The following is a 24,399-nucleotide window of genomic DNA, read 5'->3' as shown; positions in this document are numbered from 1 at the left end:
CTGACTGCTCCAGCAAGGAACGTCTGAATTATCGGTGCGTTCTCTTTTTATGCCGGCGAGAAAGGAAACACTCGAACAGTCCGGCCTAGTAGCGTAGTCCAGCGCGATATGGGCTATAACGGTCAAACGGCTCGCGAGGATGCGGTTGTTGGAGTAATCGTTCAAATCCTTCCCATGAGCAACAATATCAAAAGGATGACGATCACAAGGCCGAGTCCACCTCCGCCATAATATCCCGTGCCATAAAAAGGACCGCCGCCGATTCCACTAAATCCGCCGAGCAAGGCGATGATGAGAATGATGAGAATGATTGTGCCTACGCTCATTGCGGCGCTCCTAACGGTTCATGAACAAGGCAAGAAGAATGATAATCGGGAGCGGAAGTCCAATCAGCCAAAGCAATGCGCCTTTACCAAAACCCACGTCAGCCTCCTGTTTTGTGAAATACTACAAGGCAAATTGAAGTTCCGGTGCTGGAACGGGAATCTCGGAGCAGCGTTTTTCTCGCACGACCGTCGTGCTTCGAGGGAAGCCAGATGAACCGGGTCAGCAGCAGGAGCCCGCTAAGCCGCTCTCAAATCGCGATCGACGACAAAGAGAACTTGCGTCTTTGGATGAAACATCTTCGGATGAAACATCTTCACGTGACGGAACAGGAACTTCGGAACGTTATCGAGCGCGTCGGGAATTCGGCAGGCGCAGTACGAAAAGAGCTAGACGCGATCTGCGACCAACTGTGAACAGCCGCCTCCGGAGGAGGATCTTGGTGGGGGCGACATCGTCTCCCTTGTGTCGCAACCATTTCCTGAGGATGATCAGCCCCTTTAGGAACTAACGCCGCCTACCGATCGCTACTCTGAGCAGAAATGCGACTAAAAGCGATCCAAGAGGCGCCTTGCGCGCAATATTGCTCAGGACACTTAGCGGCATTCCGGGCTTCTTTGCGCCGTCAACGAGGGTTCTCAGAGATTCGATAACGGCGGATAGCTTCTTCGTTCCGAAAGAATCTACCTCCCTCACCGGGTCTAATCCTTCGCAGATGTACGGTGGCGGGGTAATGTCGTCTCATGAGCGATATTCTTGCCACGGCTGAAGCCATGCGGCGGTTGCTGCCGGATAGCCTCTTTTTGAGCTAACCAGGCCACGCTATCCCGTAATAGTCGTTGACTGATCGGGTGCGCGCAGAATCTGCCCAATCCCAAGAACCATAGTCTCGGTACTTCGGCGCGTCCCGAAGGAACATCCATTCAAGCCTCGGGTTTGCCTTGGATACATGGAGAAAGACCGATGACTGCAGGCAAAACCAACAAATCAGAATCTTACGCTGCTGATGCTTCGCACACAGCAGGCGAGGAACGCGAGATCCAGGCGAGGATCGACGCCGCGGAAGAGCGAGCCAAAAAGCCTGATGATAGCGCTCCCCAGACGGGCGCACGCCGATACCCGGTTCCCCCACTTCCAAAGCAGCACCAAACAAAGCCCGGATCGGAGGCGGATCTCGATCCACTGCCCATGTTCGATGCGCCCTACTACATCGGCTCAGAGAAGCTCAAGAGGAAGGTAGCTATCATCACGGGAGGTGACTCCGGGATTGGCCGCAGCGTCGCAGTACTGTTCGCGCGGGAAGGGGCTGATGTCGCCATCCTCTATCTCGACGAGCACGCCGATGCCAAAATAACGAAGGCCGCTGTCGAAAAAGAAGGCCGCAAGTGCATGACCATATCAGGCGACGTCGCCAACTCCGCATTTTGCCGGGACGCTGTTGCGCAAGTCATCAAGGCCTTCGGTAAAATCGACATCCTGGTCAACAACGCAGCCTTTCAGGAGCACGTAAAAGCCTTCGAGGATTTGACCGAGCGGCACTTCGACCGCACCATCAAGACCAACCTTTACGGTTACTTCCACATGGCAAAAGCCGTGGTACCATACCTCAAGGAAGGTACCGCCATTATCAACACCGGCTCCGTAACAGGCTTACTTGGCAACAAGGACCTGCTCGACTATTCCATGACCAAAGGTGGTATTCACGCCTTTACGCGTTCGCTTGCCGCTCATTTATTGCCGCGCGGGATCCGAGTTAATGCGGTAGCGCCCGGCCCCGTTTGGACTCCGCTGAACCCAGCGGACAAAAATGCCGAGCACGTAGCAAAGTTTGGAAGCGATACACCCATGAAGAGACCTGCCCAGCCAGAAGAGATCGCTCCCGCTTACGTCTTCCTAGCCTCGCCAGCGTGCTCCAGCTACATAACAGGCGAGATTCTCCCTATTATCGGCGGGTATAGCGGAGGCTGATAAACTAGTCGGCGAACAATTTATGAAAGACGAATTTGGAGAGACGACATATTACGACGAGGCGACCGTTTCCGATTTTCAGAAGTGGGAAAGTCTCGCAGCCCAAAACTTAAAGACAAGCTTGGCACTGTGATTTCCGTGAGCAAAGGGGGGAAAGTGACCGTTCTTCTCGACGGAAATAAGCATCCGACCAGTTATCACAAAAGCTATCTGGAACCTCTTGCAGACGAAATGTGATCGAGGACGCATCGCCGTGCGGCTCCTGTCCAGGCTGCCATCGTCTTCCTATTGACGCCCTTACGCAAAGCGATGGTCAGCTTCGTGTTTGCCGCTCAGGTTCGGCGTCAGAAAACGCAAGATTTTCCTCGCGTCGCATGGATGAAGGTCGATCTCGTCCTCAAGACCGGTGGTATCCTGCATGGCCGGCAAGTTCTCGACGACACTGGAGTTCCCGTTTGCGCCGATCGAACGTCTCACCGAGATACTGATTTTCAGACCTTAGGTTGGACTTGCAGATGAAAGTATTCCGGATCGAAGTCTGCTATCGAGTTCAGCTTCGGGAAATTCGCAACCACGACCCGGCCGCTCAAATCAGCCGCCCTGCTCCTTCGCAGCTTTTGCAGATGCCGATTGACCGTTGCGATCGACATACCCGATGTTTCTCCGAGTTGCGTCTCACTGAGAGGCAGCGGACAAGAGCTTTTCTCGACTAACCCGTTCGCGTTCGATCTGAAATGGATCTCCGAAAAGAAATGCGCTAACCGGGTCATTCCGGCGCGACTGCTATTATTCGTAACAGCCTCTCTAAATGTCGCAGCATCGATGGTTTCGCGCCATACTGCAAACCCAACGTTCGGCCGGGCGCGAAACGTCCGAATAAGATTCTCGTGCGGTATGGCGTATAAAGAGGCTGGGTCTACCGCGCAGACCGACTGATCCATTTCCTCTAAAAAAAAGCCCTTGGGCGTCGGGCCAGTCGCCCGCAATGTGCAGCGAGACGTATTGCCTGCCGCCATTCGCCAGTGTGTGATCCCGCGCCACCATTCCTTCCAGAACGATTGCCATTCGGTCGGCTTGTCGCCTTGCCGGATGAAGTCTTCACCGGGCTGCAACTACCGCAATGCTCGCCACAAGCCATAAGAAATCAAGCACCACACTATGAGGCCCGACAACAAAGAGGCTGCAGGTCGCATCGCAAAGAGGAAAATGCATATCCCGAATGCCGCTAACCCTATGCCTGCGATAGCCGCGCCGTTTGAATCCAGAGCAGCTGCAAGTTTACCGCGACGTTCACCCTTCAATCCCTTCTCGGCTTTCCGGCGTCGCTCGTGCCGCTCGACCAATGAGACGCTTGCACAGAAAACTGCAGGGAAGGCAAGGAACAACCCTCCGTATTCGGGTCCGGAAACGTCCGCAACAACACCGGCTAACACCGTCGCGATTCCGCCAAGCAGAAAGCGGACCACATATTCATACCAGCGCCCCTCCCTGAGAGCGGCGACTTTGACCCTTTCGATCATAGGCGTACCGGGAAAAGCGTGAGAAGTGACAGGGATATAATGAGCCAAATGGGAAGCGAGATAAGGCTCGCGGACAGAGCGGATAGTCGCGTACGCACCAGCAGATAGCACACCATGGTGCTGTAAAAACTAAGCGCGACACTTCCCAAGATCATCGAGCGGCCTTCGATGGACGCGTGAGCCGGCTCCCTGTTAGCGAACGTAATCGAGAGGGTGACTAGAGCAACAGCCGGTGACGCCGAAAGAAGTCCTGCAAGACTTTTTGGCCGAATAATATCTGCCAACATCGCGAAAACAGACACAACCACGCCGCCGGCGAGAAAACGGACCAGATACTCCACTTTTCTGCTCCTTTTTTTAAGCTCTTGGGAAACCAGCCGCGTTTATCCGAGTTCCATCAGAAATCGGGAGAACTACCGGGATGGGACTTTTGCAGATAAAGCCCACGGATTTGGACCGAAGCATCGCCGAGTCTGTGGCTAAATATACAAATCCAGACATCGAAGCCGCCGCGCGGTTTTTGACCTGGGGCGCTGATGAACACCTTTTGTTGTTGGCGGCGGGCGTTGCTTGGCTGGCTACAAGGACTTCGACTTCGTTACCCCACCAAAAGCTCGGTTCGCACCTTCTGGTTACCAGCATCGTAGCGTCTATACTTCCCCACGTTCTTAAAGCTGGCATCGATCAGAAACGGCCTGACCGCCAGTTCTCTGAAGCACAAAGACATGGTGTTCACTTTTCCGGGCGAGCGAATGATGCTTTTCCCTCGGGACACGCGATCCATATGGGAGCGGCTGCGGGCGCGGCAACCCTGCTTCCTCCAAGGAAGCGTGACGCGGTGTGGCTCGTCGCGGGTCTTCTCTCGGCAACACGCATCGCGATTCTCGCTCACTGGGCATCAGATGTTGTGGTCGGCTTCGCCGTCGGAGCGGGAGTGGAACGCCTGATTCGCAGAATGACGAAGCCGATGCATTTGAGCGTCGAAGGCGAGCAGGATGGGAAAGCTGCGGGATAAAATCACTGAGCAAAGCATTCACCTTTGCATCGACATGCAGCGAATGTTCGGGGCAGATGGTCCTTGGGCCGCGCCTTGGGTCGAGCGCATTCTGACGCCCGTTTCTCGAGTGGCGTCGCATTCGCCAAGACGAACCGTCTTTACGCGGTTTATTCCAGCTAGGTCCGCGGAAGAAGCGCCCGGTATGTGGGCGAGATATTACAGAAAATGGGAAGCGGTCACGCTTGAGCGGCTAAACCCGGAAATGCTGGAACTTATCCCTCCGCTACAGAGGCTCACGCCGCCGGCGGAAAAATTCGACCGAACCACCTACTCGGCATTTGCTGATGGACGGCTCCACAATTGGCTTAGAGGGCGCGGGGTTACCACCCTCATCATCTCGGGCGCAGAGACCGACGTTTGCGTGCTAGCAACCGTCCTCGCTGCAGTTGATCTAGGGTATCGGACGATCGTGGTACGCGATGCCTTGGCGAGTTCAGCCGACCAAACTCATGACTCGCTGCTCTCTCTTTACGATAGTCGCTTCGACATCCAGATCGAACTTACTGAAGTGGCGGAACTTAGGGAAGCCTGGCGCCCGCCCGATTAGCCGCCGCAACTGCTTCGATTTCTAACGCTAACCGACGGTCATCGGGCAAGTCGAGCGGCTCCAGCGGTCGCGGGGCGGTGAAAAGACGCTCAGAAGTTCAGCGCATGACCTCTTCGTGTCAGCCGATCGGGACGATCGGCAGCGGTGTACGCTTTGAGGCGCATCTCTCGTTCTGCGAGGCGCTCGGTGCCACCCCTTCATGTCCTCAAAGGAATAGACATAGGTGGGACACCCGCTAGGAACAGAGTGCCCGTGATTGATCCGATACCCGCTGTAAAGCTTCCGCAGAAACGGCTGGGCGCTTTGCCGCTGCAGCTGACATAGAATTGCAGGCTCTTTCAAAAAGCCTGATCGGTAGCAGCTGGCGTCAGCCCGCAAAAGGGCCTGCTGATGCATTCCATAAACGCTCATAACGCGAATCCGCGTCAGTTGTGCTTCCCGGCATAGAGCGAGTTCCAGAGCTCCACAAATTTCGAATTGTCTGTGTTGTTGTCAAAGACCAGCGAATTTGTTTCCGCGATGAACACAAACTCCTGCATTCCTGTGAAGCCGCCGAAACCGTTCTTTCCATTTACTGCGCCGCACACGGCGGTTACCGGCTTTCCTCTATATTTCCGATCTGTATGAGCATTGATTTTGCCGAATGTTGCCGAGGCGGGATCGCGCAGTTGCTTCGGGATCACCGTCCTCGCATAAGAGATCGCGGTCAATTCACGTGAGCGGCGCTCGTTCGCCGCACGTTCAGCCTCCGTAAGTTCTTTGGGTTGAGGCTGAACCGCCGCACCGATGGCGCAGCAAGCCAGAAAGCCAAGAATGCCAACCTTCCAAAATGTTCTCATAAATCGCCCCTAAGCAATGATGACGATCGTCTACATAACTCCAAATTTATGGGACTCATAGTCCGTAGACCGAAAGTCCTCCCGGCGGCTCATTGTTGCTATGCGACAGGGCTCGGGAATCATCGCGATTTTGGCGGAAAATGTGCGGCGACGACGGCTGGCCGCCGAGCTTTCACAGGAAGACCTAGCCCTCGAGGCCGGGCTCGATCGAACTTATATTTCGCAGGTTGAACGCGAAAAGCGCAACGTGACCATTGAAGTTCTGGCGCGGCTGGCAGCGGCGCTCGGCACCTCGGCCGACCAACTCCTGGTCCCCCAGAAAAAGGCCAGGAGCGGCCGCGGCTAGGCCTTGGGAAGCCAATTATGGGGCGTTCAGCTGCCCTTTCCGATTACAGAAACCCTTGGGCTGCAGGCCTAAAAGAGCAATTAGATTGCTCTGGATTTAGTGGACTTCCGCCACGTTCGGAGCATCCATGTCCTCCCATTTCAGGAGACAGACATGGATCAAGCCGCAGCCGACGCCGTCGTTAAGAACTTCCTCCACCACATTCAGCGCGACCTCCAGGAAGCCGCCAGCATCGCCAAGGCCGCAGAGGTTTGCGCCGCAAGCGGTAACCTGCAGGCGGCCGTAAAAATGGTAATGAATTTTGAAGACCCCGCACACCGGGCTCAGCAGATGCTCAACGCTGCCCTCCTCATCCGCCGTGAGCTGATGGGCGACGAGCTGGATTAATGGCGACCGGATTTCGTTCCTGCCGACGCGCGCGGACAGAAGCTTGATCTGCATTTTTTTGCCAATTGCATTGCTCTAGGGCTCATGAATTACCCGAGACGAGAACCAAACCCCGAACTGGAATCCGAACTCAAGATTGTCGCCGCCGCTCCCAAGTCCGTTCTGCGGAAGCGCTATCAGGAGTTATTTCATCGCGCTCCTCCCAAGGCATTCGGTCCCGATCTTTTGAGACGAAGCGTCGCCCACCGCCTGCAGGAGAATGCCCACGGCGGGCTGCCGAAGGCTACCCAGCGCGAGCTGAAACGGTTGGTCAGACTGATGATTGAAAAACCCGGTGCGAAGTTCACCGTCGCCCGCCGCGCGCAATCCGGGACGGTTCTGGTCCGGGACTGGAAGGGCAAACGGCATCAGGTCATGATCCAGGAGCAGGGCTTTAGCTATGCCGGCCGCGACTTTACCAACCTCTCCGAGATTGCCCGCCTGATCACCGGTACCCGCTGGAACGGACCGCGGTTCTTCGGATTGCGCCGTCAGCAGGCTGACACCGGTGATGGCGAGGCCCAAGCAAAGCCGCTCCGAAGCGCCCGGCCCAAGGTTGACCAGTCCGCATTGAAGTCATCGCGGCCGAAGCGTATGGCGATCGGCCATGGCCTCTAACGCCATCAAGCCGCTGCGCTGCGCGGTCTACACCCGTAAATCCACCGAGCACGGTCTGGATCTGGAGTTCAATTCGCTTCATGCCCAGCGCGAAGCATGTGAGGCCTATATCAAAAGCCAGGCCTCTCAAGGATGGCAGTGTATTCCCGAGCCTTACGACGATCCCGCGTTCTCTGGCGGAAACCTCGACCGCCCTGCTCTCAAGCGGCTGCTGGCCGATATCGATGCCGGCGAAGTGGATGTCATCGTCGTTTACAAGATCGACCGGCTGACCCGATCGCTGGCAGACTTCGCCAAGTTGGTGGAGGCCTTTGACGCCAAGTCGATCTCGTTCGTCGCCGTCACCCAGCAGTTCAACACCACAACCTCGATGGGGCGCCTGACGCTCAATGTGCTGCTGTCCTTTGCCCAGTTCGAGCGTGAGCTATCCTCCGAGCGCGTCCGGGACAAGGTCGCCGCTTCCCGTCAAAAGGGCAAATGGACCGGCGGCACGATCCCGCTGGGCTACGACATCAAGGACAAGAAGCTCGTTCCCCACGCGACAGAACGGAAGACAGTCGAATACATCTTCACGAAGTATCTGGAGCTGCAAGGCTTCCAGAAGCTGATCGCCGACCTCGATGCCAAAGGCATCGTCACCAAGCGGCGGACCACCAAGCTCAAGAAGTACCAAGGCGGCATTCCATTCACCTACGGCCCCCTCGCCTATCTGCTGAAGAACCGCCTCTACATTGGCGAAATGGCCCACAAGGACAAATGGTATCGCGGCGAACACAAACCTATTCTTGATCGGAAGCTATTCGAGAGCGTCCAGGCGCTGCTGAAATCCCACAAGGTCGAGCGTCGGGTCAAACGCACCCAGAGCGGCGCGCTCTTGATGGGCAAACTTTACGACGACCGCGGCAATCTCATGAGCCCGAGTTATTCGACCAAGAAGGGTGTCAGGTACAGATTCTACGTCAGCTCAGCACTATTACGCGGCCGTAAGGCCGATGCCGGCTCGGTCAGTCGGATCGCCGCAATACCCGTTGAGACCGCGATCACAGAATTTATCAGCCGTGAGTTTGCAAAGCACCTCGGCACAGACGGCAGCTTCCGTGAGCTGCTTCATCTTACGCTCGCGCGCATAGATCTGCGCAAAAGCTCATTGAGGTTGAGCTTGCTTGACCCCGATCAAGACTGCACCGACGGCATGGGGCCCGGTCGCGCCAGAATTGTCGATCTGCCTTGGTCTTATGAGGCGGCTAAGTCGCCGTTCCCGCATCCCGACGAGACCACCGGCCCTGATCCGCAACTTGTCAATGCGATTGTGCGCGCTCATGCTTGGGTGAAGCTGCTCAACGATGGAAAGTTCGACACCATCGAAACCCTCGCGGAAGCCGTAAAGCTCAATCCCAACGTGCTCCGGCAGAATATCCGGTTTGCGTTTCTGGATCCGCACATCACCGATGCAATTATTCAGGGTCGGATGGCAGACATCAGCATCACCGACTTAGCGCAATGCAATGCCATAAGCTGGAAGGGTCAAACCCGGGATTTGCTGGGAGCGGAATAAATCGCCTCGCAAGGGGCGGAGTTACTCAAGTGGCGCTCCCTAGGGGAATCGAAGGGCGTTCACAAAAACAGCGATAAATCGGGCACAAATCAGCTCGACTGCTTCGCGAATGCTACCACCTACGGCTACCACCAATCAAGAACTTGGTGGCGACAATCGGGCTCCCGGGATCAAAGGCCCCATGTATCAATCTGCACTAGGCAGGCGCTTCATCGTGAACTCAATCGCATCGTTGGGAAGTTCACGCCAACTCTCGACCTCGGTCATGTACGCCGCCTTAGGATACTTCGTTAGAAACTCCCTCGCCTTAAGTCGAGCATCACGCCTTGGAAGCGTGAAGGTCTCGCGAAGATAGCCATCGTCTTTTCGCTGGCGCAATCGTGTGGCGAGGTCACGAGGGGACTTCATGGCCTAGCCCGCCTTGCGTGTCCTTGCGGTAGACCGCTGGGGCTTATCCGCCTTCTTGCGTTCAGCAGCGGCAGCTCCGCCCTTCCCGCTGATCGGGAGAAGCATTTCTTTTTGGCCGGGGATGCGCTTCTTTGCTTTCTTCTGTTTAGCCATGGATGTCTGCGGAGCGGCCTGCTTGCTTCCTGCCAAGCTCTTCCGCAGGGCGTCCATAAGGTCCACGACGTTTCCGGAGGTACGGGAGGCGGTCGGCGCGCTGATCCTCTTACCGGCGCGCTTCTGGTTAATCAGTTCGATCAACGCGGATTCGTAGTGATCCTCAAATTTCTCAGGTTCAAATGAGCCCGACTTCTGATTCACGATGTGGCGCGCAAGGTCCAGCATATCCTTGGTGACCTTCACGTCCTGAATGTCGTCAAAGTATTCCTTTTCACTTCGCACCTCATATGGGTAACGCAACAGATTTCCCATAAGCCCTTTGCCCATCGGCTCAAGGGCTATGATGTGCTCGCGACTCGTTAGAACGACGCGGCCCAGTGCGACCTTGCCCATGTCGCGGATTGTTTCGCGGATCACCGCATATGCGTCGTGCCCGACCTTACCGTCAGGCACCAAGTAGTACGGTCGGATGAGATAACGGGTATCGATTTCAGATTTTGGAACGAACTCGTCAATCTCGATCGTGCGCGTCGACTCAAGCGCGATGCTTTCGAGTTCATCCTTGCTTACTTCGATGTAAGTATCTTTATCGACGGGATAGCCCTTGATGATGTCGTCGTTCTCGACTTCTTCGCCGGTTTCGGCATCCACTTTTTTGTACTTGATGCGGTGCCCGGTGTTCTTATTGATCTGGTTGAAGCTGACCTTTTCCGCGTCGGAAGTAGCAGGATACAAAGCGACGGGACAGGTCACCAAGGACAGACGAAGGAAACCCTTCCAATTGGCGCGGGGGGCCATACGCAATACTCCGGTTACTCAACTGAACTGAATTGTGACTCAAGTCCTTCCGCGCTGCCAAGTTCCCGTTTGGCCGTTCTCCATACGTTCTGCTTGGCTCCGTCCCGACCTTTAATTCGAAACGCGACCTGGAACGTCTTCGCCAATCCGGGGTTTTAAAATCGTTCTGTAGGACGAATATCCCCCATCTCCCCGCGCTGGTTTGCCCCCGCTTACCGGCGCGGGGCTTCTTTTGGCCGCGGCCTAATCCAAAAATTGGACTCGATTCTCATTCAGCGCAGGAACTAGGATGGAGCGATCCTTGGCAGGGTGACCTCGATGCCTATAAACGAGCGCGTTTGTCCGAAGTGCGGGCGGCCCGTGAAGTTGATGCTGCCGCCGGGCGGTAAAGGACAACGCACGTACCAATGCCTCCACTGTGACCGGCCAGACCCGATGAAGTCGCCGCAAGTGAAGGGATTGCTGAAAGCGCTCCTACACGAGGAGAAAAAGTAAGGTTGCCAGTACGGGACCCATTCGTTGCCAACATCCGAAAACGTTAAACACGTTTCAACATTCAATTTTTCTAGCGTCTTACCGACGTCGCGCGTCTCGTTCTTTCCGGTCCCCTTTCTTGTAGAGACTCTCGGTAACGTCTTCTGTCATTCTTACCTCGCGCGCGGTCCGTTGACGATTGCGCATAATGCCGAAAGCCAGCGCGGCGCCGACCAGCGCGATAAGGATTGCCCAGACCCACTCGGGCGATGTGATCTGCATTGAGTTGCATCCTTAATAAGAAGGCCCCGCCGAAACGGGGCAAGTTGGTGGCTAACCCGGCCAGCTTGTGCCGTACCAGTCGTCCACTTCCTTCTTTGTTTGATCCTTCGCATAGCCATAGCGCTCTTGAAGTTTGCCTTCGAGTTGCTCGCGCTTGCCGTTGATCTGATCAAGGTCATCGTCAGTGAGTTTGCCCCACTGTTCTTTGACCTTGCCCTTAACTTGCTTCCAGTTACCTTCGACTCGGTTCCAATCCATCACAGACCTCCATTGTGGGAGGGGACAGAACATTCGAAGCAACGGCTTGTTCCTAAGTCGGTTAGTCGCAGGCTGGGCAGTCGTCTGAGAGGCCGTCAAAAGCCTCGTCCACAGCTTCGACGCATTTTAACTTGCTAAGACCTGGGTAAACCCAAGCCACTGTGATCCCATTGGCGTCCTTGATTCGGAACGCATCTTTACTGCTGCGCTCAACGCGCCAAGGTGGCGGAAAACGACGTTTTGGCTCACTTGACTCCATAAGAACAAAATCTCGCAACCGATCTGAAAGAACGTTTCGGCTTCAGCATCTATTGGTTTCGGAGCGCGTGGGAACGTAATCCCACTATGCAGATCATGAACAATACAATTACCGGACGTGATCCGCAGCGCGAAACTCACGAAGACCGAATGATAGAAATTTTTGAATGTCTGCGGGATTCTGTAGAGACCATCCCCGATGGTCTGGTCAGAAGCAAAAATGCGTCGCGATCACTAATCGGAATAGAAAGTTACAACTTAATTGTTCAGACATCTATTCAAGCGATCACGCCGGATTCGTCCCCGGGAAGTGCCGCCGAATTTGCAGAAGCACTGAACCGCGTGTTGAAGACCTAGATTGGCACTTCATCGTCGCTTTGATCTTTAGACGGCGGCAAAGGTATTTCGTAGTCTTCATCGTAGTCAGGCTCGTAATCAGGCTCGATATAGCCAAAGTTTAGAGATTTAGGGCCGTCCACTATTTCGACACTTGTAATCCCAAAACTCGCTGCAGCATCCTCGCGTTCAAACGTGACCAGAACAGCAAAAGTCACATCCTGTTCAGTAGAAGCTTCTGTAGAACCAATACCCATCGAATCTTTGTCGATTGAATCATAGACAGACATGTGAAATATCGCCTCCGCTTTAATAGAGGCTTCGAGAGTGATTTTCGCAACGATCAGATTTCTTGATGCCTGAACAACGGAAAAATCATAACCTGATGCGTCCCCGACAAACTGGCTATCGCTCAATTCGATGTCCACTTGCTCGGCTTCAATGTCATAAAAACTGTCGGCCTCAGCGTAGACACTATACCCTGATACTTCGTTAGAGAGTTTCGAAACAAATTCGTCCTTCAGGTCTTCATCTGTCGCGGTGTCAATTGATTCAATGAGCGTTTGAACTATCGCACTCATTTCTTCATTGTGCTTTTGCACCAGTGAAAGTGCCTCACTAAGGTCATTCACGAGGTCGATGCGGTTACTCGAAGCGGCGAACGCATTCCAACCCTTGTCGCCACTAACTCCCAATAACTGAATTTTATTATCTTCGGCCCACTTTTGTAGGGAAAGCAGCGCTATCGCGTCCGGAAACTCGGCCTTGTTCTTACCCGCACTCGAAAACGGAGCCGCTGGTTGGAAATAAGAGCTCATCAATGTCTTCATCGAAACATTATCGACTCTGACAATTTCTGCCCCTATCTCCCGAACAAACCGGTCTAACCGCGCTCGCGCGACGGCTTTGTAATCCACATCGAGTGAAACAAAGGGTTTGTCAGCATCCGCAAGCCCGTGATCAAGCGCCTTTTTGTGCGCCGCCACCGCCGCGTCCCTTGCACTCTTCGTCTTCTCAAGGAGATGCTTGAATATTTCGCGAAGCACAATTTCCGACAAAACAATTCGAACCGGACCGTCTTTAAATTGCTTCAGCTGCGACAGCAGTCCACCATCAAAGTGAAAAGCGTTATGTTCGACCGTCTGAGTATCAAATGTGATGGCGCCATATTTCATCAGGGCCGCCTCCCCTGCACCCGCGTCTGGATTTACCAAAGCCCCGGCATTTGATTTAATCTCACCGCTCACTAGGCTATGCCCTCCACTTCGAAACGTCGCTCATGCTCGCCAAGATGATTTCACCTTTTACGGCTTGAGGGGTAGTTCAGGCTCAGAGTCCGCTTTTCGTCGGAATGCTTCTTGAGCGCTTTGCACGCGCTTCTCTGCATCTTGAAACAGCTCATCGGGATCATTTCTGACCATCGTGCGGGGGACCATTTGGTCAAGTTGCTCGCGGGCTAAAACAAGTACTCCCATTCGTTCAGCCTGTTCGAGATCTGCCTGCAATTCCGCTCGCGGAAGTGTTGAAATGATGATGGGAAGTAGCTTGAGGTGTTGATTGCTGGATTCGTCCAAACGCGTCCGCAGACTTGCGTGGCGCGATATCAACTTCGCGAGCTTGTTTTCTGCCTTCAGTAACCCGGTCGTACATTCGACAATTACAAAGTGTCCTTGGGGTGTGATCATCGCGACGTCTGCAAAGTCTTGGGTTCGCGCGGTCGATCCCAACTGAACCGTCCCGAATCCTAACATCCAGAACATCCAAGCAATCGCAACCTCCAAGTCGCGACCTTCGTAGCTCTTGCCTCGCGACCTCGCCAAAAATTCGGTCATGATCGCAAGACCTGGATCGAATGTTTCGACCACCACGCGCCGCGGTTTCGCGATAGAAGACTTGGAGGGTTTCGGTGAGTTCATCCGATAGGTGCCCCAATTCGTAGAGCTTTTCCGGATCGGTCAGTTTTTTATACTCCGCTGATGTTTTGCTTTGGAATTCTTGAATTTCCTTGCGCCGCTGAATCGCACTCTTAACCACGAGCTCCAAGAGCTTTGCGATCACCGCTCCCCGCGCGTCGAGAGCATCAGCCGACGCATCACGAACGGCTGGAATAAAAACGAAGCTCGTGGCCTTCTGGAGCGCACCCTTGGCAACGTTGGTGAACCCAAAGAACTGACCATCATCTCTTAACAACTGGCATTCGCTTTCGTGGTTGGCCTCCCACTCAGTCAGCGCCGGCCAGATTTGCTCCGCCTTATTAACACTAGGCAGATTAGCGAATGGGCCCCCCTGGTCGGGTAGAGCTTTATACTCAGCTCGCTGCTGGTTAGCTCCGGCCGCTGCGCGAATTGCGGCAAAGGCAGGGTGTTGAAGCGTCACGCCAAAATATCGTCCGCTAGCTTTTCCGCCGCTCACTTCAAATACGCGGACAACGGTCATTTCATCGTTGTTAATTCGAGATTCAAAAAGCTCTTTTTCAGCCTCGTTAAATGCGGTGAAAGTCAGCTCGATTTCGATCGGCTCATTCACTTGGCGGCCGAAAAAATCGTCCAACTCAACCGTCGATGACGAGCCATAAAATTTCTCTATGGCGCGAAGAACAGTCGACTTGCCCGCCCCATTCCCGCCGACAATCGCGGTTTGCGATCCGAGGTCGAGTGTAACATCTCTGATTGAGCGGAAATTCCGCACACTAATGCGCTTCAGAATCATGGGATGACCGCAAAGTCGAATCGGGAACAAAAGCCTAGATTGCAACCATTAAGTGTCAATCGCCAGAATTCGCGCCAACGCAAGTATACGGAATAAATTTCGAAGATACTTTCAGGACGACTTTGCGAAGTGGAAAGTCCGGCCCGGCCGCGAAACGTTTCACCGCGAAAATACGCGAGAGGTGAACTTCAAGCCGCTGTTTTGAAAAATCCCCTCGTGGAGATGCCGCGGATTTTTGCCGATTAACGGCCAACCTAGCCCGCTGCGCCGTCTTGCTAGATGGATAGTGTTCCGAACACTCTACGATTCAGCGATGAAGGAAAGCCCAAATTCAAAGGAGTTATTACCCATCCGCTGATGTTCTGAAATCATTGCTTTTCCGAACAGCTAGCGAACTCACCGTAGTCAAGAAGGACGGAGACAACGCCCGCCTAAACGAACTGAGCTAGCACGCGTCTGCGGTCGCTCCGATTTGTAGTCATCGGTCACACTTTGATCAGATTGCTCTCACGAGTCCACTTGTCTAACGCCATTTCTCTCCGTTCCGCCAGCGACTATGCGCTAGTGATCAATCGCTGCTCATAGATTTGAACCTACAGGGTACAGACACGAGCCCTGTTATGGCAGATACGCCGGATTGCCCGTCCCCGGGTCAAGGTCACGCAGTCCCCTACAGACTGAAGAAAGATATCATTCAGCGCCCGTCTCCGGTCGCCTTTTACAAATTCATCGTCCCCGACGAATCGACAAGTAACGCTCGTATCAAAAACCACGAATTACAAGCCCCGTGAGAGACGTCGTAGGTTTCGACTGCACCTCAGTGCATAATTCATTTGGCTTCATCCAACGCGTCGACGCTCAACGACTTCGGGTGAATACACGTAAAAACGGGGCGATTCCCAACTCGAGCAGCGGGGAAATCCCGATCCACCTTACGAGGGTGCGCTGACGTCACGAACGTGAAATTTATTTTCCTCCGCGACTAAAACACAAACACACCGTCGCGGTAGTAGAGGATTTCGGATGTATCGCCGCCTTCTGCTGCGAGAAAATGCATTTGCGTTCGGCCGAAGGCGGCCCGCACTTCCACAATCCAGAAAAACTGGGTCGCTAAAGGGAGACCGTCGTCATCAATGATGAACATGGCGCAGGGGCTTGTTGAATCTCGCATGTCGACGATAGCGAATATTTGCTTGCCTGGGTTACCGATCCATTCTTGCGGCCAACCTAATTGTTTTCCGACGACATCCCCCGGGCGGGCTATATCCAGGCGCCGCAAAATGGATAGGTCAACGTGCTGCGGTGGGAGTTCCGCCTTGCTGGCGGCGGGGCCACAAACAGCATTCACGCTGAATGGTGGCTTCGGAGTTTGTGTTTTTGCTGCCGCAATGTAGGATTCAAATCGTTGCAAGATGAGCTCTGAGCTAAGACCTGGCTGCCTCTCCAACCCCTTTTTCGCAGCTTCCAGCCTCTGAATCGAACTATTCTTACGCAGCAGGGCCTGCGCACGCACGAACATGATATGGCCTGCGATGCCTGCACCGACCCCCTCTATCGCTTTATCAAGGAGGTCGCGACGCGCCTGAAGTCTTTCTCGTCGACGTCCTCGCGCTGGGCCTTTCAGTGGGTTCCCGTTTAGGGCCTGATCGAGGTCGTCACGTTCATTGACCCACTTCGTCTCCGTACCTGCTGATTGAGTTCGATACGTCAGGCGCGCGGTCTTTCGCGAAACAAACCTGTTTCCAAAAAGAAACATGCGCTCGCACCTCTGCCCAAGGTCGTCGATAAAATACCAACGACGTCCTCCGAAAGGCGTCGGGCGCGAGACGAGTTGAATGTTCTGGCGAATGCCTTCGATGTCGATGACGAGTAAATTATCGTAACCGGGCCTTAAATCGGCTACCATGCGTCCAGAAGATGGATAGTCCGTTTGCCAGTGGGTCCGTTGTCCATCTTTCATCCATCCAAATTTCTTGAACACACGAAGGTCGATCCGGTGCGAAGAGCCCACATAACCCAGATTGCTGACCCGGTAGTTGTTGCTAAGCCAACGCTTGCCCATGGTCGGTCCGCACATTGGGTTATTAGGGGGAATTCACGTAGAACTGCCCGAAATTCTATGGACAAGGCATGTTATTGCCCAGGCTCCCGCGTAACCGCGGAACTACCGAGGAAATTGGCATTAGCAGCGGTGCGTTCACCCAGAGACTCGCACGCAAATTCGACGCGATAATCAGCGTTTCCGTCTCTATCGCACCGGGGAAAACCCGATAAAACGCAATGACGGCGGGCCTTTCTCGCACGTCATTGTCTCTGATTTAATCCACAAGGAATGTTTGGCTGGCAGCGCAGTGCTGATCGCACCCGTCTCCATAGAAATTCCCTGCTAATAGGGAATTTTACAGGGAATATCAAATTTTCAGGTTATACGAGATACTTATAGTCGCAAAAATGGCTGCGTGCACGGCTTTCTTGAAAAGTTCCCTGAGGTTCGGAACAGGGAAACTTCCAGCAAAAACAGGATACTACGAGTCAAGAACAGGGATCGCGTCAGCGCCTACCTCATAAAATCCAACTAGCGCCCGGCAACTATCATTTCTAAATCGCGAGCGATACAACATACTTACTCTCTGGAAAGCAAAGACCTATTAATGGGAAGCTGGGCGACCCGAGCACTTCTGGTCATACTTCTGATCGCGGGCGCAGCCGCAATGACGTGCGCGATTATCACATCGCAAAGCCGCCCGCCCGTCGGGATCGAAGGCGAGATTCTTTTTGAAGCCTCTCGTATCCGTGAAGGCCGGCCGCTCTACATCGATCCAATCGCAGGTACTCACGAGTATGGCGAGCCGCCGACACGATACTATGTGCTCTATCCTCCACTCTGGTCCTGGCTGGTTTCATTGCTTCCCGGATCGGCTGCGCTTCTGGGAAGCAGGATTATTGCTACGCTGCTTTGGCTGGGGCTGATCTGCGCCATCGTTGCTTCCGCACGCCAATCCTCGCGCTGGGTGACAGGCCTGGGAGGACTGTTCATCGCCGGCACCTACGTCCTTATCCTTTACGGGTCCTCCGGCCGGCCGGACAGCGCTGCACTTTTCTTGGCTGGGATAGGACTACTACTTTCAGTCAAAGCCGGACGATCCGGATTCCTTGCCGGCGTTCTATTCGCCTTGGCGGCATGGCTGAAGCCGCACATTATCGGATTGGGAGCGGGCGCGTTTCTCGCGACACTTCTCATCGACCGAAGGGCTGCAGGCTTCACTGTGCTGGGGGCTTTGGCGGTTTCTGCCCCCATCGCCTTCTTATTGCAGAAAGCGAGCGGCGGCGCATGGATCTCACATCTGGTGATGTCGACCGCCCAACCGCTGGTCCTGTCGATCTGGCTCGACAACTTATATTCAAGGTTGCCGTTCTTCGCCGCACTCATAGGCTTCGCAGCCTGGTGCGGATTTCGCGAGCGGTCGTCCATCAATACCCGTGTAACTTTATCCGCGCTTGCAGCCAGCGTCCTCTGGACCCTGCTGCTGCTTGCCAAGACAGGAAGTGCGAGCAACTACTGGATGGAGCCCTGCGTCGCAGCTCTGATCGTCCTTTCGCAAAGTGCTCCGCCGCGTCTATCGCCCATCGTTGCAACCGTTGCAACCTTTCAGTCCTTGTGGGTGGGAATTGCGACAGTCCGTAGCTCTCTTGAAGATATTGAGAACACCCCCAAGCAGTCAGCCATCCTTACCAAGGCTCGGCAGATTTGCGGCATTGGGCAGCAGGACGTTGTACTCGCCGACGAACCCGGATTCGAGTTCAGTCTGAACAATCGAGTTATCGCCACGCCTTATCAGTTCACGCATCTCGTAAGAAGCGGGATGTTTCCGGTCGAGGTATGGCAGAACGATCTCATCCGCCCCGATGTGCGCTGCCTTGTCGTCCACACCGATATTCTTGAGAGACCCTTGTCTGCGGTCAATACACAGACCGACCTGTTTCCGCCGCAGATTCGCGAAGCGTTGTCCCAAAGATTTGTTCTGTCCGCACAGGACGGCGGAATGCATGTCTATCGGTTGAGAAACGGCACGCAGTCGGATTTGCCCAAGAATTAAGCATTCACTTAGTCAGGATCGAACGCACTGCTATAGTCTTGCTTGAGGCGTGGATCCTGGTCCTGCTTCTTTAGAATGCAATTCCCGACGACGAGCACGTCGAGTTCATTCCCCATAAAGCAGCGGAACGCGTCCTCTGGCGTACAGACGATCGGCTCTCCCCGCACATTGAAGCTCGTATTGACCAGCACAGGGCAGCCTGTAATGTCCTTGAATTGAAGCAGCAGGCGATGAAAGATGGGGTTTGATGCCGCATCTACAGTCTGAAGTCGCGCCGAATAGTCCACATGTGTGACGGCGGGAATCTCTGATCTCACAATATTCAGTTTATCGATGCCGAACAGGTCCTGCTCTGCCGATGTCATCGTGCGACGCTTGTCTTGCCTGACGCCCGCAACCATCAACATATAAGGACTGTCGGCATCGAATTCGAACCAGTCACTCACATCCTCGCGCAGTACTGCAGGCGCAAACGGGCGGAAACTTTCGCGATATTTGACCTTGAGGTTGAGCGTCTGCTGCATCTTGGGCGATCTCGGGTCCCCGAGGATGGAGCGCGCACCGAGAGAACGCGGACCAAACTCCATCCTTCCCTGAAACCATCCAACCGCATCCTGCTGTGCAAGGCAGCGAGCGGTCGTTTGTATCATTTCGTCAAAACTAACCGAACTGAACCTGGCGCCCGCTTCCGTCAAACGACGCTCGATCTCGGGCTGGGAAAAATCAGGTCCCAGCAAAGCACTGGACATTCCATCCATGCGGCTGACGTGACGTGGACGCTGCGCAAAAATGTGGGTTGCGGCCAAAGCCGCACCCACCGCGCCGCCTGCATCGCCTGCAGCGGGTTGCACCCAGATGCCACTAAATACTCCCTCGCGATGCAACTTTCCATTGGTCACGCAATTCAGCGCGACGCCACCGGCAAGGCAGATGTTTCTCTCTCCCGTTTGTTTCGCGATACCCCGTGCGAGGCGAATAACAATTTCATCGAGCACGGCCTGGATCGACGCTGCCACATCCATGTGAAAACTTGTAAGCTGATCGGCAGGCGTGCGCACCGGCTCTCCAAACAATCGGGAAAACCGCTCGTTCGTCATCGTCAGGCCAGTACAATAGTCAAAATAGGTCATGTCCAGCCGGAACGAGCCGTCCAGCTTCAGATCTATCAGATGGTCGAGAATAAGCTGGACATATTTTGGCTGCCCGTAAGGAGCCAAGCCCATCATTTTATACTCGCCCGAATTGACCTTGAAGCCGAGATAATAGGTGAAGGCCGAATAGAAGAGCCCGAGCGAGTGAGGGAAATGAATCTCCTGGATGATGTTTAGTCGGTTTCCGTCGCCCACCGCAACGGAAGTTGTCGCCCACTCACCGACGCCGTCCATCGTCAGAACTGCAGCCTTCTCAAATGGAGAGGGAAAGAAAGCTGACGCGGCGTGGCTGACATGATGCTCGCAAAAGAGAAACTTGTTTGCGGCGTCGAACTGATCCGAAAATTTCTCAAGTTCCTTTTGCAGCAGGCTCCGCTGAAACAGCTTCTCCCTGAGCCAGACGGGCACCGCAAGCTTGAACGACCGAAACCCGCGCGGCGCTAACGCGACATAGGTTTCCAGCAGTCTTTCGAACTTCAGAAACGGCTTGTCGTAAAACACAACGTGATCGAGGTCCTCGATCGCGTAGCCTGCCTTCTCGAGACAATATGCGATGGCCTGTGCAGGAAATTCCGCATCGTGCCGCTTGCGCGTAAAGCGTTCTTCCTGAGCCGCAGCGATGATGCGGCCCTCATCGACTAGGGCGGCCGCTGCATCATGATAAAAGGCGGAAATTCCCAAAACGCGCATCAACGAGCCCTAAAAGAGGGTGTAGATGAACGGCGCCACGGCTGATCCTTTGGTCAGGAGCACAAGCCCCCCAAATACGACCATCATGATCAGGATCGGCAACAACCAAAATTTTTTCCGGACACGGATATAACGCCAGAACTCTGTCAGGAAATCCATACCCGGCCTCTCAGAACTGATCCCGCATCGCCTCGGGCTGCGGCCCCGGCGGCTGTCGCACAATCCAATAGCTTTCAGAACGCCGATCCAGCCCTAGTCTCAGCAAATCCTTGCCCATCAGGCGCATGACAAGTCCCGTGGGAAGGACGGCAAAATAGAAAAGCAGCCCCATGACGATAGGATTGACAATCTTGTGTAGGAAAAGACCCAGCTTGAACCAGAGAAGATTCAGCGGCGCCAGCACCGACGGTCGGACAAGGCTCGAAACGAGAAACCCCGCGCAGATCAGCCCCATCCACAGCCAGATCCGCCCAGCATGCCAGAGGTTGATGGCTGCCAAGAGCGCAAAAGCACCCGTCATGACAAAGCCAAAAGCACGATCCGAACCCCGGGTTACGGAATCCTGCCTGGCGAAATCTTCATGAAAATCCACGGAGGGCATTAATGTCACGCGGAGAGATGATGTCTGTTGCGGCCAAAGTCGAACTTCAGTTAAAAATCAAAGACGTAATAGCATACTTATCGGCATATTGGATGCAAAAGTACAGTTCGATGGCGCCCCCATGCCGGGCGGATTTAAAGCCACGCCTATTCAGCAAAACCTCGATTTTGCCGGCGGAAGAGACAACTGGCCGACGCGTCGGGACGGTCGGCAATGACTGATTACAAACGGCGGATCGCGCTCGGCTTGATGCTCCTGCTCTATTGCTTCGTGCTCTATCTGGCGTTCGATTTCGCGTTTACGGCATTGACCATGGGGGATCCACGCCGATACCGGATTTTCGATTATCGCTATCACCACAGCTTGATCGCCAATTTCGACGGATACGACTATTGGGGGAACAATCGCTATAGGCTGTTCACAAACAGCCTTGGCTTCAAGGACGCCGCGGTGAGAGAAATTGCCAAGGTTTCCCCGAACCGCCGCATCCTGCTGATCGGCGACTCTTTCACCGAGGGCATCGGCCTGCCATTTGAGCAAACATTCGCTGGAAAACTCTATAGCGCCGGCCAGAATCGTAAGGAAAAGATCGAATTTCTGAACGCTGGAGTCGCGTCGTACTCGCCGTCAATCTATTTCAAGAAAATTCAGGCGTTGCTTTCAGATGGATTTCACTTCGACGAAGTGGTCGTCTTTTCCGATCTTTCCGATGTGACCGACGAAGCATCAAGTTATTTCTGTATTGATGACGATCCCAAATACAGGGCCTTTTGCGATCCTGCTGATGCAAAGCCTCCTGCGTCAAAGAAATCATTCGTCAGCAGCCATTTGAAAGTTACAGACGCCATAGGCGATTGGATCGAAAAGAAAGTCGATCCGCCGAAGCCGCCCTTTCCTCTCGATGCCTTCCGGACCGAATGGCTCTATCGAAATCCTTCTGCAGCAAGATACCAGCCTCTCGGAGTAGAAGGTGGCGTTGCGCGGTCCGTTCAGAACATGACGGCATTGGCGGAGCTTCTGAAGCAAAAGATGATCCCCCTTACAATTGTCGTCTATCCGTGGCCAGCGCAACTTGCGCGCGACGACCGCGACAACAGGCAGATCCGGATCTGGAGTAAATTCTGCCAAGATCACTGCAAGGCGTTCGTCAGCCTGTTCCCGGTATTTTTTGCCGAACGGGACAAGGCTCCAAACTGGTATGAGAGACTCTTCGTACCGGGAGACTTCCACTACTCCGAGGCCGGGAACGAAATCATATTCCGCGCCATGCAGGACCGATTACTCCCCAATGCAACGACGAACTGACTCTCCATCTCCGACTGCGTTCGCGGCAATACTCCAATAATAATTTGCGCATATCGGCCTCTGAATTTCGGGAATGCAAATATGGACGAGGCGAATCGTAAGCGGATCATAGTGGGATGGGCCGTCGCGCTATCGTTGATCGCGTTTCTTCCGATTTTCCTGTTTCAGTATCCTGGACTTCAGGACTACCCCAATCACCTCGCCCGCGCCTACATCCTGCAAAATCTCGACGATCCGACATTCAAGCATTATTTCAGCGTCGATTATTCGCCCGTGCCCAATCTGGGCTGGGACCTGTTTGCACTTTCGGCAGGACGCTTCATCCCGCTGGAATATGTGGGCAAGATTTTCGTCGTCCTGAGCTGCGTAGTGACCATCAGTGGATGCTTCGCACTCAACAAAGCCATTGTCGGCCGATGGACTCTTGCTCCCCTCCTGATTTTCCCCTTCGTTTTTAATACGGGATTCAACAAGGGGTTTCTCAGCTTCAACTTCGGGATTGGAGTCGCCTTATGGGCGGCGGCGTGGTGGGCATCGCTTGACGAAAACCGCTGGCGGACGCAGTTGCTCGGCGCCACCGCCTTTTCAACGTGTCTCTATCTGATCCACTTCTATGCATGGGCCTGCTACGGCATTTTCGTTCTGGGCTGGTCATTCAGAAAAGAAAATCTCGGCATATGGAACCTCAACTCCATCATGAGATTGCTTGCGCGACTAACCCGCGACGGACTACAGGCTCTTCCGCCCGCACTTCTCGCGCTCCTATGGCTCACCCATACGCGGTCCGAAAGAACTTCATCAGTCGAAACATTTCGCAGTTTCCAGCCGCCTTATTCACGGATCAGCGATCTCGATCGCCTGATTGATCTCGGAACGCCGTTCATCAACGATGTCTTGCTGGTTTTGGCCTGCATCGCCTTCTTTCTAGCGATCTATTTCAGCCGGTTTCGCTACAGACCGGGCGCGACGATCGCGATCATATTGTGCGTTCTGCTTTTCTTTGCACTTCCCTCCAAGATTGAAGAGACGAATTTCGTAAGCTGGCGCATTATGCTGGCTGGCCTGTTCTTTCTTGTCGCGTCACTAGACTCGTCAAGAGAATCGGACATCAAGCCGTTTCCTTCCTTCGCCATCATGATCGCGCTGATCACAGCTAGCATTAGCATTCTGCATATTCAGCAGTGGATCGTTGCTCGGGACGAGCAGACAACGCTTTTCCGTGTGCTGGAGTTAGTACCCGAGGGTTCTTCGATATTTTTTGTACGAGACGGGACAACAGATAAAGACCTCGGTACCCGCGCTGCCGGTCTGTATCACATCGGCGCCTTCGCAGTTTTGCAACGACACGCGATTCCGCAGTCGCTATTCACTTTTGCCGGTCAACAGCCGCTGCGCTATAAGCGGTTTGAACTACAGAACGCGCCGGAGCGATCCAACACGTTTCTTTCGGATCTTCCTCCAACCTTCATAAAAGCGGGATTGGATTTCCAGTCACACGTTGACAAATTTAACTATGTTATCGTTCACGACGATCGACTGTTAGATGGCAAGGAGCCTCTCACAGGCAAAATCATTGAGGGGCTCAGCACGGTCTCCACGATCGGCGCATTCCGGCTCTACAGAACTTCGAATGCAAATGCCGCATCCAAGTTTTCGAAACTGCCTTAACCCAGTTC

General features: G+C 54.2%; 27 protein-coding genes. 11 read left to right on the top strand and 16 right to left on the bottom strand.

Translation table 11 applies throughout. From position 1 onward, the window contains the following. Positions 1 to 161: 161 nt before the first annotated feature. Positions 162 to 326, bottom strand: coding sequence for a DUF3309 family protein (locus HMPREF9695_RS25505; RefSeq protein WP_006019272.1), 165 nt, complete (start codon positions 324 to 326; stop codon positions 162 to 164). A gap of 210 nt (positions 327 to 536) precedes the next feature. On the opposite strand from HMPREF9695_RS25505, the gene HMPREF9695_RS02860 reads away from it, so the two are divergent. Together HMPREF9695_RS02860 and HMPREF9695_RS02855 are read left to right on the top strand one after the other, a co-directional pair. After that, on the top strand, positions 537 to 740 hold the full coding sequence (locus HMPREF9695_RS02860) for a DUF3606 domain-containing protein (RefSeq protein ID WP_006019271.1): 204 nt from the start codon (positions 537 to 539) through the stop codon (positions 738 to 740). 547 nt (positions 741 to 1,287) lie between these two features. Beyond that, positions 1,288 to 2,292: an SDR family oxidoreductase gene (locus tag HMPREF9695_RS02855; protein ID WP_006019270.1), complete on the top strand. Its 1,005-nt coding sequence runs from the start codon at positions 1,288 to 1,290 to the stop codon at positions 2,290 to 2,292. A gap of 491 nt (positions 2,293 to 2,783) precedes the next feature. On the opposite strand, the gene HMPREF9695_RS26120 is transcribed toward HMPREF9695_RS02855, so the two are convergent. The 3 genes from HMPREF9695_RS26120 to HMPREF9695_RS02840 are packed head-to-tail and all read right to left on the bottom strand — an operon-like array spanning position 2,784 to position 4,153. Further along, positions 2,784 to 3,404, bottom strand: a complete 621-nt coding sequence (locus HMPREF9695_RS26120) for a Crp/Fnr family transcriptional regulator (protein ID WP_051054947.1) — start codon at positions 3,402 to 3,404, stop codon at positions 2,784 to 2,786. Beyond that, positions 3,405 to 3,812 carry a DUF3147 family protein gene (locus HMPREF9695_RS26115; protein ID WP_041711101.1) on the bottom strand — a complete coding sequence of 136 codons (408 nt, stop codon included), beginning with the start codon at positions 3,810 to 3,812 and terminating at the stop codon, positions 3,405 to 3,407. Further along, positions 3,809 to 4,153 carry a DUF3147 family protein gene (locus HMPREF9695_RS02840; RefSeq protein ID WP_006019268.1) on the bottom strand — a complete coding sequence of 115 codons (345 nt, stop codon included), beginning with the start codon at positions 4,151 to 4,153 and terminating at the stop codon, positions 3,809 to 3,811. Before HMPREF9695_RS02840 ends, HMPREF9695_RS26115 begins: the two co-directional genes overlap by 4 nt. A gap of 80 nt (positions 4,154 to 4,233) precedes the next feature. Here HMPREF9695_RS02840 and HMPREF9695_RS02835 point away from each other — a divergent pair, with 80 nt between their 5' ends. Together HMPREF9695_RS02835 and HMPREF9695_RS02830 are read left to right on the top strand one after the other, a co-directional pair. After that, positions 4,234 to 4,827: a phosphatase PAP2 family protein gene (locus HMPREF9695_RS02835; protein WP_006019267.1), complete on the top strand. Its 594-nt coding sequence runs from the start codon at positions 4,234 to 4,236 to the stop codon at positions 4,825 to 4,827. Then, positions 4,808 to 5,416, top strand: a complete 609-nt coding sequence (locus tag HMPREF9695_RS02830) for a cysteine hydrolase family protein (RefSeq protein WP_006019266.1) — start codon at positions 4,808 to 4,810, stop codon at positions 5,414 to 5,416. Before HMPREF9695_RS02835 ends, HMPREF9695_RS02830 begins: the two co-directional genes overlap by 20 nt. 425 nt (positions 5,417 to 5,841) lie before the next feature. Here HMPREF9695_RS02830 and HMPREF9695_RS02825 read toward each other — a convergent pair whose 3' ends face one another. Beyond that, positions 5,842 to 6,255 (bottom strand): hypothetical protein, encoded by a 414-nt coding sequence (locus HMPREF9695_RS02825; protein WP_006019265.1) that lies wholly within the window; start codon positions 6,253 to 6,255, stop codon positions 5,842 to 5,844. Between the two features lie 100 nt (positions 6,256 to 6,355). Between HMPREF9695_RS02825 and HMPREF9695_RS02820 the strand changes: the two genes are divergently transcribed. After that, complete coding sequence (locus HMPREF9695_RS02820) at positions 6,356 to 6,601, top strand: helix-turn-helix domain-containing protein (protein ID WP_006019264.1); 246 nt, start codon at positions 6,356 to 6,358, stop codon at positions 6,599 to 6,601. 96 nt (positions 6,602 to 6,697) lie between these two features. Here the strand turns inward: HMPREF9695_RS02820 and HMPREF9695_RS02815 are convergent, their stop codons facing one another. After that, positions 6,698 to 7,042 carry a hypothetical protein gene (locus HMPREF9695_RS02815; RefSeq protein WP_041711096.1) on the bottom strand — a complete coding sequence of 115 codons (345 nt, stop codon included), beginning with the start codon at positions 7,040 to 7,042 and terminating at the stop codon, positions 6,698 to 6,700. A 30-nt stretch (positions 7,043 to 7,072) separates the two neighbouring features. Here HMPREF9695_RS02815 and HMPREF9695_RS02810 point away from each other — a divergent pair, with 30 nt between their 5' ends. Together HMPREF9695_RS02810 and HMPREF9695_RS02805 are read left to right on the top strand one after the other, a co-directional pair. Further along, positions 7,073 to 7,645, top strand: coding sequence for a DUF2924 domain-containing protein (locus HMPREF9695_RS02810; protein WP_006019262.1), 573 nt, complete (start codon positions 7,073 to 7,075; stop codon positions 7,643 to 7,645). Next, positions 7,635 to 9,200 (top strand): recombinase family protein, encoded by a 1,566-nt coding sequence (locus HMPREF9695_RS02805; RefSeq protein WP_006019261.1) that lies wholly within the window; start codon positions 7,635 to 7,637, stop codon positions 9,198 to 9,200. Before HMPREF9695_RS02810 ends, HMPREF9695_RS02805 begins: the two co-directional genes overlap by 11 nt. 186 nt (positions 9,201 to 9,386) lie before the next feature. Here the strand turns inward: HMPREF9695_RS02805 and HMPREF9695_RS26830 are convergent, their stop codons facing one another. The 4 genes from HMPREF9695_RS26830 to HMPREF9695_RS02785 form a co-directional block, all read right to left on the bottom strand. Beyond that, on the bottom strand, positions 9,387 to 9,608 hold the full coding sequence (locus HMPREF9695_RS26830; protein WP_006019260.1) for a hypothetical protein: 222 nt from the start codon (positions 9,606 to 9,608) through the stop codon (positions 9,387 to 9,389). A 3-nt stretch (positions 9,609 to 9,611) separates the two neighbouring features. Beyond that, the gene (gene ku / locus HMPREF9695_RS02795; RefSeq protein ID WP_006019259.1) at positions 9,612 to 10,562 is read right to left on the bottom strand and encodes a non-homologous end joining protein Ku; all 951 of its coding nucleotides are present in this window, start codon (positions 10,560 to 10,562) and stop codon (positions 9,612 to 9,614) included. 573 nt (positions 10,563 to 11,135) lie between these two features. Beyond that, on the bottom strand, positions 11,136 to 11,318 hold the full coding sequence (locus HMPREF9695_RS02790) for a hypothetical protein (RefSeq protein ID WP_006019258.1): 183 nt from the start codon (positions 11,316 to 11,318) through the stop codon (positions 11,136 to 11,138). A gap of 51 nt (positions 11,319 to 11,369) precedes the next feature. Continuing rightward, positions 11,370 to 11,576 (bottom strand): CsbD family protein, encoded by a 207-nt coding sequence (locus HMPREF9695_RS02785; RefSeq protein WP_006019257.1) that lies wholly within the window; start codon positions 11,574 to 11,576, stop codon positions 11,370 to 11,372. A gap of 354 nt (positions 11,577 to 11,930) precedes the next feature. Between HMPREF9695_RS02785 and HMPREF9695_RS26220 the strand changes: the two genes are divergently transcribed. Beyond that, entirely contained in the window at positions 11,931 to 12,191 is a 261-nt protein-coding gene (locus tag HMPREF9695_RS26220) for a hypothetical protein (protein WP_157223891.1), read from the top strand. Here HMPREF9695_RS26220 and HMPREF9695_RS02780 read toward each other — a convergent pair. The 3 genes from HMPREF9695_RS02780 to HMPREF9695_RS02760 all read right to left on the bottom strand — a co-directional run bounded on the left by HMPREF9695_RS02780 (position 12,188) and on the right by HMPREF9695_RS02760 (position 16,941). Beyond that, a complete protein-coding gene (locus HMPREF9695_RS02780; protein ID WP_157223890.1) occupies positions 12,188 to 13,417 on the bottom strand; it encodes a PIN domain-containing protein in 1,230 nt (409 codons plus the stop codon). The two genes, HMPREF9695_RS26220 and HMPREF9695_RS02780, sit on opposite strands and share 4 nt — an antisense overlap. A gap of 232 nt (positions 13,418 to 13,649) precedes the next feature. Then, positions 13,650 to 14,879, bottom strand: a complete 1,230-nt coding sequence (locus tag HMPREF9695_RS25490; protein ID WP_006019255.1) for an AAA family ATPase — start codon at positions 14,877 to 14,879, stop codon at positions 13,650 to 13,652. A gap of 982 nt (positions 14,880 to 15,861) precedes the next feature. Next, on the bottom strand, positions 15,862 to 16,941 hold the full coding sequence (locus HMPREF9695_RS02760; protein ID WP_006019254.1) for a hypothetical protein: 1,080 nt from the start codon (positions 16,939 to 16,941) through the stop codon (positions 15,862 to 15,864). A gap of 589 nt (positions 16,942 to 17,530) precedes the next feature. On the opposite strand from HMPREF9695_RS02760, the gene HMPREF9695_RS02755 reads away from it, so the two are divergent. Beyond that, positions 17,531 to 18,976, top strand: a complete 1,446-nt coding sequence (locus HMPREF9695_RS02755; protein ID WP_006019253.1) for an ArnT family glycosyltransferase — start codon at positions 17,531 to 17,533, stop codon at positions 18,974 to 18,976. Between the two features lie 8 nt (positions 18,977 to 18,984). On the opposite strand, the gene HMPREF9695_RS02750 is transcribed toward HMPREF9695_RS02755, so the two are convergent. The 3 genes from HMPREF9695_RS02750 to HMPREF9695_RS02745 are packed head-to-tail and all read right to left on the bottom strand — an operon-like array spanning position 18,985 to position 21,418. Further along, a complete protein-coding gene (locus HMPREF9695_RS02750; RefSeq protein WP_006019252.1) occupies positions 18,985 to 20,817 on the bottom strand; it encodes a carbamoyltransferase family protein in 1,833 nt (610 codons plus the stop codon). Between the two features lie 9 nt (positions 20,818 to 20,826). Next, positions 20,827 to 20,976, bottom strand: a complete 150-nt coding sequence (locus HMPREF9695_RS26560) for a DUF5989 family protein (RefSeq protein ID WP_006019251.1) — start codon at positions 20,974 to 20,976, stop codon at positions 20,827 to 20,829. Positions 20,977 to 20,986: 10 nt separating this feature from the next. After that, a complete protein-coding gene (locus HMPREF9695_RS02745; RefSeq protein WP_006019250.1) occupies positions 20,987 to 21,418 on the bottom strand; it encodes a hypothetical protein in 432 nt (143 codons plus the stop codon). 213 nt (positions 21,419 to 21,631) lie between these two features. On the opposite strand from HMPREF9695_RS02745, the gene HMPREF9695_RS02735 reads away from it, so the two are divergent. Further along, the gene (locus HMPREF9695_RS02735) at positions 21,632 to 22,723 is read left to right on the top strand and encodes an SGNH/GDSL hydrolase family protein (RefSeq protein ID WP_006019248.1); all 1,092 of its coding nucleotides are present in this window, start codon (positions 21,632 to 21,634) and stop codon (positions 22,721 to 22,723) included. An 81-nt stretch (positions 22,724 to 22,804) separates the two neighbouring features. Next, positions 22,805 to 24,391, top strand: coding sequence for a hypothetical protein (locus HMPREF9695_RS02730; protein WP_006019247.1), 1,587 nt, complete (start codon positions 22,805 to 22,807; stop codon positions 24,389 to 24,391). Positions 24,392 to 24,399: the final 8 nt, after the last annotated feature.

Source organism: Afipia broomeae ATCC 49717, assembly GCF_000314675.2.
In the GTDB taxonomy this organism is placed as follows: domain Bacteria; phylum Pseudomonadota; class Alphaproteobacteria; order Rhizobiales; family Xanthobacteraceae; genus Afipia; species Afipia broomeae.
The sequence above is the reverse complement of the archived record's forward strand: the minus strand, read 5'-3'. Positions and strand labels throughout refer to the sequence as shown.